This window comes from Deinococcus sp. (assembly GCF_018260405.1).
In the GTDB taxonomy this organism is placed as follows: Bacteria; Deinococcota; Deinococci; order Deinococcales; family Deinococcaceae; genus Deinococcus.
Map to the genome: position 1 here is coordinate 1 of NZ_JAGLBG010000081.1, position 11,802 is coordinate 11,802.

The following is an 11,802-nucleotide window of genomic DNA, read 5'->3' on the forward strand; positions in this document are numbered from 1 at the left end:
TAAGACTAGGAATATCTACCTTCTGAGACGAGGAATCATTCACCCATTCACATTAAGCTGACTTTGCGGTTGCCCTGTATGAGCCTTCAGCTCTGCTCGGCTGACCTGCTTAGCCGCTATACTTTCAACTTATGGAAGATCTCATTAAAGGTCGCCTGGGTGGTGCAGACGGATACGATATCCGCTGCGCCATCGACGGCGATAAAATCGTGGGCCGCGCGGGCGGAAAGTTACACGGCAAGGACATCGAACTGGAAATCACCGAGCGTGGCGTACAGGGTACCGTGGGCGACGACAGCGTGCTCATCGAGCTGACCGATGGCGAGCTGAGGGGCAATGTGGGCAACCAGAAACTGACCCTGCGTGGCGTGGACCGCGTGACCGGCTATATGGGCGAACCCATCGTGGGCTGGAACATCGTGGCGCAGCAAAATGGCGATCACCTGACCGGGCAGCTTGGCAGCACCATCCTGGGCCGCGTGTTCGACCTGCAACTGGGCAGTGCCCCCGGCTGGATCGGCACCCTGGTCGCCGTGGTCGCGTTCTACGCCCTGGAACCCCGCGCCAGCATCAGCGTCTAATACGAATTCCGCTCAATTCTGGTACATGCGGGGCGCGGGCAGGCCCCATTCTGGGTGCGGGCAGGCTCCATACGGGTGCCGTTGTGACCAAGAAGCCGTTTTGGGCAAGAGGGCACCGCCTGTACCGCAAAACGCGTATTTTTCCTTCTCGCCTCGGCCTGAATTGAATCTGAAATTACAGAAAAGGGTGTGGGCGGAAAGCCTAGGGTTTTAACCCTGGGATGGATAGCCCACGCCGTCCAAAGGACGGCTAAGCGAAAGCTGAAGCGTGCTAATATGCGTGTGGGAACCGAAGAAAGAGCCTGTGCTGAAATGCCGCCTTTCCGTCTCAGACGAGGAACCCATGCCGCAAGGCATTTCGGGGCGGGCAGCCCCATCAGGACAAAACGTAGCGGGTTGTAGCAAGCGTGTCCTGAGAAGCCAATCGGATTTATCTGTTGGTATGTCACCAGCTTCAATCGGCAGTCCGTAAAAGCATTCCGACTCAACACTGCCGGACACAGCTGTAAAAATCCCTGGTGCGCCCAGGCTACCGGGGATTTCTGTCGGCCCTTAGCTCAGCGCTTGCCGCCGAACATCCCGATCAGGTCTTCCAGGGCGTTGGAGTTGCCGCCGCCCAGGGCACTTTCCAGCGTACCAAGCAGGCCGCCGCCGTGCTGCTGGGGCTGCTGGCCTGCGTTCATCACGTTGCCCAGACCACTGTTGCCTGCGCCGCTGTTATCGGTATAGCCAGGGAACATGCTGCCGCCGTTTTGCGCGTTGCCCTGCTGCTGATAGTCGGGCTGCGCGTAGCCCTGCTGCGTAGGCCCCTGCGCCTGCTGCGACTGGCCGCCGCCGAGCATTCCGCCCAGCATGCCCCCCAGACCGCCGCCCATATTGCCGCCGAGCACGCTGCCGAGAATGCTTCCCAGGCCGCCGCCCACGCCGCCCCCCATATTGCTGCCCATGTTCCCACCAAGGACACTGCCCAGCACGCTGCCTAGGTCGCCTCCCAGACCACCACTCTGACTCTGCCCACCGCGCTGACGGGCTAGATAGTTCATGACCAGCGGCGCGGCAATCATCAGAATTTGCATGGCAAGTTGCGGGCTGATGCCTGCACGCTGCGCCACGGCGTTGACGGCGGAATTCTGCTGGCTGCCGAAAACGTGGCCCAGGATGCCCTGGCCGGTGGTCATGTCGGGCAACTGGCCCTGCTGAAACAGTCCTAGGGTATCGCCGCTATGGTCGTTCAGCGCGTTGTCGAGGGCCGCTGCGCCGTCCGGGGTGGTCGCGTTACGAGTGATGGCCCCTAACAGCAGGGGCACCGCCGCCTCCAGGGCCGAAGCGGTCTGCTGGGGGTCGGTACCAAGTTGCTGACTGAGCTGCTGCTGTGCCGTGTCTATTCCGCCAAGCGCATTAAAAATATCCATCATGATGTTTTCCTCTTTGGATTGAAGTGCAACCAGCCTAACCCTTTGAAGCTGGTGAAGCGTTCAGAAAACGTAGAGGTTGCCCCGGAGCGGATTCGGGCACTTGCCCCAGATAGGCGCAACGGCAACTGGGAGCTGCTTAGCCCACTCTATTTTTCCCCTAATAAAAGCCGCAGACTGTGAATGTGCCGGTTCCACTCCCACCCGACTTTTTCGATGCCGACCCGGTGCGACTAGCCCGCCGACTGCTGGGCGGCACGCTGGTGCGGATCACGCCTGAAGGCCAGCGCCTCAGCGGCAAGCTGGTCGAGGCCGAGGCTTACGACTGCTCGCGAGACCCGGCCTGCACCGCCGGACGCTTTCACGCCGCCCGCAGCGCGGAAATGGCCATTGCGCCGGGCCACTGGCTGTTCTGGACCGCCCACGGTCACCCGCTGCTCCAGGTCAGCTGCCGCGCCGAAGGAATCGCGGCCAGCATCCTCATTCGCGCTATCGAGCCGCAAGAAGGCGTGGGCAGAATGCTGGACTACCGCCCCGTCACCCGCGAACGCCACCTGACCAATGGCCCGGCCAAACTGGTCTATGCGCTGGGCCTGGAGCCCATGAAAATCAGCCACACGCGGGCCGACAGTCCCGAACTTCATCTGCTGCCCCCAGCCTCCCCTGTCCCGGAAGAGCAGGTGCTGGTTACGGCGCGGGTCGGCATCAAAGAAGGCCGCAACCTCCCGTGGCGTTTCGTGCTGCGCGGAAATCCCTGGGTCTCGCCTGCCCTCCCCAGTATGGAACTGGCGTAGGGCGGCGACCCGACTTCCTGAAAGCATCTGGCAGAAAAATGAGACGCCCCCACCGCCAGGAGCGTCCCAGACCGCAGAGAAAGTTTATTTGGTAGCGGGAACAGGAGCAGCTGGAACGGAAGTGGCCGGGACAGGAGCAGTTGGGGCGGGCGCAGTTGGGACAGCCGCTGGAGCCTTGGCCGGAAGAGGAGTCGCCGGAACAGCGGCGGGGGCCGCTACAGCCACTAGTTCGGGAAAGGTCTTGATATTCAGGCGGGCAATCTGCGAGTCGAGGTACTTCTGGGCCGCGTCGCGGCTGAGCTGGTCACGAATCTGCTCTGAGACGTCTTTGAGGGGTTTAATCCCCGCCGGGGTGCGCCTGGTGACGACCAGGACGTGCCAGCCGTACTCGCTCTGCACCACCTGGGTTTTGCCCACTGGACCGCTGAAGCTGGCCTTGTCGAAGGCGGGGACAGTCTGTCCGGCAGAGAGGCAACCCAGGTCGCCGCCCTTGGCCGCGCTGCCGGGGTCCTGACTCTTGGCCTGGGCCAGAGTGGCAAAGTTGCCGCCGCTCGACAGGCTCTTGACCACGCTGTCGGCCTCAGCTTTGGTAGGCACCAGAATGTGCTTTACGCAGGCCTGGGCAGGAGCCGTAAAAGCGGACTTGTGCAGGGCGTAATAGCTGCCGACGCTGGTGTCGCTGACCTTGAACTTCTTCTGCACGTTGCCGAGATAAGTGTTGATGACATTCTGCTGCTCGGCGGCCCCGCGCAGCACCTCGGGGGTGTTGTAGCCCGTGGCAACCAGCGCCTTGGTAAATTCGGCGTTGGTCTTAAAATCCGCCCTGGCTTTGGCCACCTGGTCGTTGACGGCGGCCTGGTCAGGCTTCACGCTGGCGCGGGCGAGCTGATACAGCCCCCGCTGCCGCGCGTACTGCTTAAGAAAATCCGGGCGGGCGACGGCAAATTCCTTAAGAACCGCTTCATCAAAGGGAATACCCTGCTGGTTCACGATGCGGGCCGCCGCGATCCGGAAGTCGCGGTTGAACTCGCCCAGCGCGACCTTCTCGGCGCCGACCTGGGCCACCACCGCGCTTTCGTCGGGCTGAACGGCTGGCTTAGGCGCGGGCGCCGTAGCAGTGGGAGCAGCAGGGGTGGCGGGCGCCACCGGAGCAGCCACCGGAGTGGTGGGGGTCGTGAGGGCCGGGGTCGTCGGCTGGGGCGCTGCCGGGGTGGCCGTGGTCTGGGCCAGCGCAACCGGGGTGAGGGCCGCGCCAGTCAGCAGGAAAAGGGTCAGGAGAACGTTTTTCATGTCTGCACTCACTCTAGCGTGCGGGTCTGATACGGCGTGAGAAAGCCGTGTACGGGGGCGCATCACAGCGGCACTTGATACAATTCGCCCCGTGCGTCTGACCCTGACCGAAATGAACGACCCCCGCGTGTACGACGACGCGGTAAGTAGCCTGCCCATTACCAGTGCCTTGCAGGGCTGGGGCTACGGCGAGGCCCGGCGCGTGCTGGGACAGGTACCGCTGCGCTACCTGATTACCGAGGGGGGCCGCACGGTGGGCGCAGTGCAACTGATCCGCAAACGTCTGGTGCCCGGCCTGAGCACGCTGTATGCCCCGCGTGGCCCGGCGCTGGAATCGCTGGACTACCTGCCCGCCTTTGCCGAGGCCGTGAAAAAGGTGGCCCGCCCCACCGATACCCTGTTGAAAATCGAGCCGCCTGTGCCCTACGACGCCACCGAGGACGCCTCGTACGACCACCTGCCCGCCGCGTTCGGCCCCTTTCACCGCGCGGTGACCGAGCAGCCCGAACACACCATCATTGCCGACCTGCGCCGCAGCGAAGATCAGATGATGAAAGAACTGTCCAGCATGGCCCGGCGCAACGTGCGAACCGCCGAAAAGCTGGGCGTGGTGGCGGGCCGCGACGACGATTTCGACGCCTTCTGGGAGATTTTTACCGCTACCAACGAACGCGCCAAACTGGGGGCCTTTCCCCGCGCCTACTACGAGACGATGCTGCGCGAGGGCAACGCGCACGGCGGCGAGGCGTACATCGTCCTTAGCCGCTACCAGGGCAAGGCGCTGGCGGGCGGGTTTTTCGTAGCGATGGGCCAGGGAACGTACTACCTGTTCGGCGGCAGCGTGCGCGACGACCGCCTTCAGGAAGACGGCACGCCCTTCAAGGACAGCAAGGCCCCCGATGCCTTTTACTGGAACGCCATGCTGGACGCCAAGCGCCGGGGGTACGAACTGTTCGACTTCTGGGGCATTCCACGCGTGCTCGATGAGAGCAAGCACAGCTACGGCGTGTTCAAGATGAAGCTGAAGTTCAGCGAGCAGCGCGTATGGTATCCGGCCTACGACCTCAACCTGAACCCAGTCGCCCCGGCAATCGTAAGGGCGCTGCGCTGGCGCAAGACCCGGAACAACATCCGCAAGCGCGGCAGCGCCGACGACGTTCTGTGAACCTAAAGCACTTTTCGCAATAGAACTCTAGCGAAAGTGGGGGCCGGGCCGAGTCCCATACGGGTTTCCCGGTAAGGACTCGTAGGGCTGCTGACACGGGCACATCTGGCGCTTTTCCAGGCGCGGCGAAGTTGAGCGGAGTCCGTATAAAGCCACGCCAAACAAAAGCCCGACCAGAATCTTTATGCTGGGGTGGTGACTTTTACACCCGAATATCCAGTCGTGCGCCGTCCGGTCTACGGGCAGCGTGGCATGGTAGCGACCAGTCAACCGCTGGCGGCCCAGGCGGGCCTGAGCATCCTTCAGGCGGGCGGCAACGCGGTGGACGCGGCCATTGCCACCGCCGCCACCCTGACGGTGGTCGAACCGACCAGCAACGGTCTGGGTGGGGACAACTTCGCGCTGGTGTGGGCAGGCGGTAGGTTGCACGGCCTTAACGCCAGCGGCGCGGCTCCGGCAGCCCTGAATCTGGACGTGCTGGGCGGTCAAGAGATGCCCAAGTACGGCTGGACTCCCGTAACAGTGCCTGGTGCGGTGCGCGGCTGGGCTGACCTGCACGCCCGTTTTGGCCGCCTGGACTTTGCCGAGGTGCTTATTCCAGCCGTCCGCTACGCGCGCGAAGGCTTTGCGCTGTCGCCCGTACTGGCGACCAACTGGGCGCAGGCCACCGACGTTTACCGGGGCCTGCACCTGCCCATCCTGGAGGAGTGGTTTCGCGTCTTCGCGCCGCAGGGCATGACGCTGCGTCCAGGGGCGCTGTGGCGCAGCGAAGACCATGCCCGCACCCTCGAAGCGATTGCCGCAACCTCTGGCGCGGCCTTTTACGAGGGCGAACTGGCTGCCACTATAGAGGCCCACGCACGCGCCACCGGGGGACTGCTGCGGGCCAGCGACCTCGCCGCGCACCGCTCCGAATGGGTCACGCCAATCTGGACCGAGTTTGACGGCCACCGCGTCTACGAAATTCCGCCCAATGGCCAGGGCATCGCGGCGCTGGTCGCGCTGAAGGTGCTCTCGGGCCTGAAGCTGCCTGAGCGCCGCGACGACCCGGACGGGCTGCACCTTCAGATCGAGGCCATGAAACGCGGCTTTCACGACGCCCACAGCTATGTTGGCGACCCACGCCATGTGGCGGTGGATGTCGAGTCCCTGCTCTCGGCCCAGAACGCGCAGGCGCACCGCGAACACATTTCGCAGCGGGCACACGACCCGGCAACCCACGCCCCCAGCACAGGCGGCACGGTCTACCTCGCTACCGCCGACGCCGAGGGCCAGATGGTCAGCCTGATTCAGAGCAACTACATGGGCTTTGGCAGCGGCGTGGTGGTGCCGGGCACCGGAATCGCGCTGCACAACCGGGGCCATAACTTTCACCTGGACCCGGCGCACCCAAATGCGCTGAAGCCGGGCAAGCGGCCCTACCACACCATCATTCCCGGCTTTCTGGGCAAGGCCGACGGTGCCCCAGTGGGGCCGTTTGGGGTCATGGGGGGCTTTATGCAGCCCCAGGGCCAGGTGCAGGTGGTACTAAACACCGTGCGCTACGGCATGAACCCGCAGCAGGCGCTCGACGCTCCGCGCTGGCAGTGGTTGACAGGCAAAAAGGTGGAGGTGGAAGCCGCCCTGGACGCAGATATGGCCCGCCAGCTCGCTGCACGCGGCCATGAGGTAACGGTACAACTCGGTGCGGGCAGCTTTGGCCGGGGCCAGATGATCCGCCGTGACCCGGTGAGCGGCGTGCTTGAAGGCGGCACGGAGAGCCGGACAGACGGGCATATCGCCGTGTGGTGAGGGGACTTGCGCGTAGCGGGCTGCCTGTGGAGAAAGGCGGCTCTAGCCCAGGCAGTGGCACGGGGCTTTACAGGCCACGTGTTCCAAGCCACACGCCTTCCTGTTATCTTCCCCCCATGTCTCACCCCGAATTCGTCGGACTCGTCAACATGCTTCAGGCCACCGCCGAGGCCGCGCTGGGCGACCTGAACGCCGCCAGTGCCCGCGCCGCCCGCGACGGCCTGCTGCTGGACCAGAGCCGCGCCCGCCAGACCGCCGAGAGCAGCCTGAAACTGCTGACCATGCTGGCCGAAAAAACCCGTGGCAACCTGGACTTTACCGAGGCCGACCTGCTAAGCGGGGCCGTGACCAGCCTGCGCGAACGCCTGGCTGCCACACCAGCCAGCAACACCGAACTTCCGATGGCCGACAACTAAGATGCGGGCCGTAGTGCAGCGGGTCACCCGCGCCACCTGCCACGTGGAGGGCGAACTGACCGGCGAAACCGGCCCTGGTTTTCTGGTGCTGCTGGGCGTCGCGCCGGGAGACACCCCGGAAACGGCGCGGCAGCTGGCGGCCAAGATCGCCAAGTTGCGCGTGTTCAACGACGACGCGGGTAAGATGAACCGCAGCGTGCAGGACATCGGCGGCGGGGTACTGAGCATCAGTCAGTTCACACTGTTTGCCGACACCAGCCGGGGCAACCGCCCGAGCTTCATCGCCGCCGCGCCGCCCGAGCAGGCCAGGACACTGTACGGCGAGTTCAGTGCGGCGCTGCGGGCGCTGGGACTGCCCGTCGGGGAGGGCCGTTTCGGGCAACACATGGTCATCGACCTGACCAACGACGGGCCGGTGACGATTACGCTCGATACCGAGGCACAGGCGTAGTCCGGAGCCCGTCTGGGACGCTGGAGAGACTCTGCCAGCAGCGCGGGCGCAGTTCTCACCTGTAGCCCGTATCTTGTCGGACATGAACCGCAGAATGTTCCTGCTTGCCGCCGCGCTGCTGACGGGCGTCGCTGGCGCCTACACCGTACAAAAGGGCGATACGCTTTACTCGGTTGCCAGCGCCAACGGCATAACCGTAGACGAACTGCGCCGCCTGAATAATCTCCAGGACAACACCATCAGCCTGGGCCAGGTGCTGCGGCTCAGCGGAACCCCCGCTGAAGCTGCCGCGCCCGCCGCTCCGGTTTCCGCTGCCAGCCCCAAAAACGAGAAGGCGGGCAGTGCTAGCGCCAGTCCCATCAGCACAGTGAATACCGGCCTGCCCGCTGCCAAACTGCCCGACGCCCTGTCTCCCGAACAACTGGTCCCGACCCCGCCCGGCACCCACATCGAGGGCGTGGACATCAGCGTGGCAAACACCCGGCTGGTTATGGGCGACGCCTTTGTCATGCGGCTCTCGGGCCCCAGGGCAGGCGACGTGACGGTCAGTTTTCCCAGCGAACTGGGCGAAAACGTGCGCCGCCCCAACGAGATTCTTAGACCCGTGGGCGCGGCGGGCGAGTACCGCATCCTGGGCCGCGTGGTGCTGGGCAAGACGACCCCGGTGGTCTATCAGGTGAAACTGGGCGATCAACTGGTGCGCGGGCAGATTCCGGTCGCCAACCTTGACCAGCCTATTCAGCACCTCAACCTGCCGCCCAAAATCGGTGGCCTGCTGAAAGACCCAGGCCGCGCCGCCGAGGAAAAGACCGTCGAGAACGTCTATGAGCTGCGGACGCCCCAGGTCTGGAGCAAGCCTTTCGCCCCGGCGCTGAACACCAGAGCGGTAAGCAGTAGCTTTGGGCAGCCGCGCACCTATGTGGCGGGGGGGCCGGTGAACTACCACTACGGCCTGGACTACCCCGCGCCCGTGGGCACCGCTGTCTACGCGGTCAACGACGGCACGGTGGTTATCGCCAGCAAGTTCCCGGTGCGCGGCAATCTGGTCGCCATCGATCATGGCAACGGAGTCATCAGCATGTATTTCCACCAGAGCAAACTGCTGGTCAAGGTGGGCGACCGGGTCGTGCGCGGGCAGAAGGTCGGGCTGGTCGGCACCACGGGCCTTAGCGCCGGGCCACATCTGCACCTGGAAATGAGGGTACGGGGAGAAGGGACGAATCCTCAGGACTGGATTGGGCGGATCTGGCCTCGGTGAGTTGGTGGGGGTTTTGCGTCTATGCCCCACCCCCCAGCCCCCTACCCCAGAGGGGCAGGGGGAGCGGCGCTCCGCTGGGGAGGTGGATGCTGTTGCAGGCGACGGGCAAACGTGGAAGATGCGACCGGCGGGGTCTTGGAGACGAAATGTCTGGTCACGGTTCCTAGGCCCGCGCCCTTCGGGCACGACGGCCCTCGTTGCTCTAGGTGGTGGCGCAGTAGGTGGGAAGAGGAACAAAGGTTCAGTTCTAAGTGCCTATTCGGAAAGTAATGATTAAGAATAGGATTTCGTTGTTGACGACGTGGTTTTCTCCCTCTCCCCCCTTGTGGGGGAGATGTCCCGCAGGGACAGAGGGGGGAATTGGGGCAGTGCAGCTCCCTCGCGTGTCGAACTTTGCATTTACCCTGCCCTGCTGAACCGCCATTCGTCTGACCTAACCTGCCGCGCTAGGCTGAGGCAGATGCCTGAACTGCCGACGCTGGAAGAACTCAATTCACGTGGTCAGGGGTTTTTGCCCGGCCTGATCGGGGTCAAGTTTATCCATGTCGAAACGGACGGTAAAAGTGGCCTGATTCGCAGTGAACTGACTGTGCGCCCGGAATTGCGTGCGCCCAACGGCTTTTTGCACGCGGCCTCGGTGATCGCGCTGGCCGATACGTCATGCGGATACGGCACGCGGCTGCTGCTGCCGGAGGGCGCGAACTTCACAACTATCGAACTTAAGAGCAACCACTTGGGCACCGCCCGCGAGGGCACCATCACCTGCGAGGCCCGCAGCGTCCACGCCGGGCGCACCACGCAGGTCTGGGACGCCGAGGTACGCAGTCCCGAGGGCAAGCTCATGGCGCTGTTCCGCTGCACCCAGGCGGTGCTGTACCCCAAAGGCTGAGTGGGCAGGCCGCGTTAGACTGACAGGCATGACCGAATCTGCCCCCTTGCACCCTGAGCGCCTGCAACCCGGCCAGGCCTTTCCCGAGTTCTCACTGCCCGACGCCGGGGGCAAGACGCATAGGCTAAGCGATTACGCCGGAAAATACGTCGTGCTGTACGTGTACCCCAAAGACGACACCCCCGGCTGCACCAAGGAAGCCTGCGATTTCCGCGACAACGCGCTGCTTAAGTCGCGCGGCGCGGCGATTCTGGGCGTCAGTGCCGACGACGCCGAGAGCCACAGCAAATTTGCCGAGAAGTTCAGCCTGCCTTTTCCGCTGCTCAGCGACTACGGCGCCGAGTTCCTAAAAAGCATCGGGAGCTGGGGCGAAAAGAACCTGTACGGCAAGGTCACGCAGGGCATCAAGCGCCAGACTTTCCTGATTGACCCGGAAGGTAAACTGGTCAAGTCGTGGCTGGCCGTGCAGGTCGAGGGCCACGCCGACGCCGTCGCCAAGGCTCTTGAGCAGGATCAGGCCAAGTGAACGGTCTCGAAGCCCTGAAAAAAGAAGCCGCGCTGCGGGCCGTGGGGCTGGTCAACAGTGGCGACCGCGTGGGCCTGGGCACCGGCAGCACCGCCAAGTACGCCATCGAGGAACTCGGGCGCAAGGTCGCGGCGGGCGAACTGACCGGCATCGTCGGGGTGGCGACCAGTGAGGCCAGCGAGCAACTGGCCCGCGAGGTGGGAATCAAGACCGAGCCGCTCGACCCGCGACCCTTCGACATCGCCATCGACGGGGCCGACGAGATCGCGCCGAACCTCGACCTTATCAAGGGGCTGGGCGGCGCTCTGGTGCGCGAGAAGATGACCGAGGTGCAGGCCAGGCGTCTTATCATCATCGCCGACCACACCAAGATCGTGACCCGGCTGGGCGAAAAGGCCCCGCTGCCCATCGAAATCTTGCCTTTCGGCTTTCTGAGCACGGTCGAGCGTCTGCGCGAGTTTTTGCCCGGTGGCCGTCTGCGTCAGCCCGGCGCACAGCCCTACGTAACCGATAACGGCCACTACATCTACGACGCGCAGTTGCCCGAACAGTTTGACCCACACGCGCTGGAACGCCGCATCAAGGGCACGCTGGGCGTGGTGGACACCGGGCTGTTCCTGGGCATGGCCGAACGGGCCTTTGTCGCTGCGCCTGGCGGAGTGCGGGAACTGGTGCGGTAATGCCAGACAGCCTTTTCGTCGCCCTGCTGCTGTTCGGAACACAGGTGGGCGACAAAAGCGCCAGCTACAGTGAAGAATTCTGGCTGGTGCAGGCCGCAGACCTGAACGGGGCGCAGCACACCGCCGAGCGCCGGGGCCGCGAACAGGAAACGCGCTACGACAACGCGGCGGGCGAAACTGTAGAGGTACGGTTTTTGCGCGTGGTGGACGTGCAAGCCTACCTGTTTTCGCCAGAAGAAGGGCCCATTTACACCCGCTCGTTTGGTGATCTCGCGGCCTACCGGGAAGTGTCCAGCCTGCGCGGGCCGCTGGAACATGACCTGTTCAGCGCTGCCGACCTGCCGGAGCTGGCCGGGGCGCTGCGCGACCTGTTCAGCGCGTGCCTGGGAACGCAGTCGAAATTGACCGTTCACCCCTGGCGGCCTGACAAACTTTATGAGAAATCGTCCCCGATAGGGGACAATTTCTGTTAGTGACAACAAAACTGCTCCTCGGGGACGTTCCCCGACTCTACCAGAATGTTCGCCCCTTCCTCAGTCCCCTCCTTTG

General features: G+C 64.1%; 13 protein-coding genes. 11 read left to right on the plus strand and 2 right to left on the minus strand.

Features of this window, described 5'->3' with window-relative positions; genetic code table 11:
- The first annotated feature begins 131 nt into the window (after positions 1 to 131).
- Positions 132 to 581, plus strand: a complete 450-nt coding sequence (locus QZ269_RS10125) for a hypothetical protein (protein WP_291426591.1) — start codon at positions 132 to 134, stop codon at positions 579 to 581.
- Between the two features lie 557 nt (positions 582 to 1,138).
- Here the strand turns inward: QZ269_RS10125 and QZ269_RS10130 are convergent.
- Positions 1,139 to 1,996, minus strand: a complete 858-nt coding sequence (locus QZ269_RS10130) for a DUF937 domain-containing protein (RefSeq protein ID WP_291426592.1) — start codon at positions 1,994 to 1,996, stop codon at positions 1,139 to 1,141.
- A gap of 182 nt (positions 1,997 to 2,178) precedes the next feature.
- Here QZ269_RS10130 and QZ269_RS10135 point away from each other — a divergent pair, with 182 nt between their 5' ends.
- Positions 2,179 to 2,787 carry a DNA-3-methyladenine glycosylase gene (locus QZ269_RS10135; RefSeq protein WP_291426593.1) on the plus strand — a complete coding sequence of 203 codons (609 nt, stop codon included), beginning with the start codon at positions 2,179 to 2,181 and terminating at the stop codon, positions 2,785 to 2,787.
- A gap of 84 nt (positions 2,788 to 2,871) precedes the next feature.
- Here the strand turns inward: QZ269_RS10135 and QZ269_RS10140 are convergent, their stop codons facing one another.
- The gene (locus tag QZ269_RS10140) at positions 2,872 to 4,077 is read right to left on the minus strand and encodes a peptidylprolyl isomerase (RefSeq protein ID WP_291426594.1); all 1,206 of its coding nucleotides are present in this window, start codon (positions 4,075 to 4,077) and stop codon (positions 2,872 to 2,874) included.
- A 91-nt stretch (positions 4,078 to 4,168) separates the two neighbouring features.
- Between QZ269_RS10140 and QZ269_RS10145 the strand changes: the two genes are divergently transcribed.
- The 9 genes from QZ269_RS10145 (at position 4,169) to QZ269_RS10185 (ending at position 11,726) form a co-directional block, all read left to right on the plus strand.
- Entirely contained in the window at positions 4,169 to 5,242 is a 1,074-nt protein-coding gene (locus QZ269_RS10145; RefSeq protein ID WP_291426595.1) for a peptidoglycan bridge formation glycyltransferase FemA/FemB family protein, read from the plus strand.
- Positions 5,243 to 5,494: 252 nt separating this feature from the next.
- A complete protein-coding gene (locus QZ269_RS10150; protein WP_291426603.1) occupies positions 5,495 to 7,033 on the plus strand; it encodes a gamma-glutamyltransferase family protein in 1,539 nt (512 codons plus the stop codon).
- A 116-nt stretch (positions 7,034 to 7,149) separates the two neighbouring features.
- The gene (locus QZ269_RS10155; RefSeq protein ID WP_291426596.1) at positions 7,150 to 7,449 is read left to right on the plus strand and encodes a DUF1844 domain-containing protein; all 300 of its coding nucleotides are present in this window, start codon (positions 7,150 to 7,152) and stop codon (positions 7,447 to 7,449) included.
- A gap of 1 nt (position 7,450) precedes the next feature.
- Positions 7,451 to 7,900 (plus strand): D-aminoacyl-tRNA deacylase, encoded by a 450-nt coding sequence (gene dtd, locus QZ269_RS10160; protein ID WP_291426597.1) that lies wholly within the window; start codon positions 7,451 to 7,453, stop codon positions 7,898 to 7,900.
- A gap of 82 nt (positions 7,901 to 7,982) precedes the next feature.
- Positions 7,983 to 9,158: a peptidoglycan DD-metalloendopeptidase family protein gene (locus QZ269_RS10165; protein WP_291426598.1), complete on the plus strand. Its 1,176-nt coding sequence runs from the start codon at positions 7,983 to 7,985 to the stop codon at positions 9,156 to 9,158.
- 460 nt (positions 9,159 to 9,618) lie between these two features.
- The gene (locus tag QZ269_RS10170; protein WP_291426599.1) at positions 9,619 to 10,047 is read left to right on the plus strand and encodes a PaaI family thioesterase; all 429 of its coding nucleotides are present in this window, start codon (positions 9,619 to 9,621) and stop codon (positions 10,045 to 10,047) included.
- A 28-nt stretch (positions 10,048 to 10,075) separates the two neighbouring features.
- Positions 10,076 to 10,573 carry a peroxiredoxin gene (locus QZ269_RS10175; protein ID WP_291426600.1) on the plus strand — a complete coding sequence of 166 codons (498 nt, stop codon included), beginning with the start codon at positions 10,076 to 10,078 and terminating at the stop codon, positions 10,571 to 10,573.
- Positions 10,570 to 11,253: a ribose 5-phosphate isomerase A gene (gene rpiA / locus QZ269_RS10180; RefSeq protein WP_291426601.1), complete on the plus strand. Its 684-nt coding sequence runs from the start codon at positions 10,570 to 10,572 to the stop codon at positions 11,251 to 11,253. The genes QZ269_RS10175 and rpiA overlap by 4 nt, the downstream gene beginning before the upstream one ends.
- Positions 11,253 to 11,726, plus strand: coding sequence for a DUF4288 domain-containing protein (locus QZ269_RS10185; protein WP_291426602.1), 474 nt, complete (start codon positions 11,253 to 11,255; stop codon positions 11,724 to 11,726). Before rpiA ends, QZ269_RS10185 begins: the two co-directional genes overlap by 1 nt.
- Positions 11,727 to 11,802: the final 76 nt, after the last annotated feature.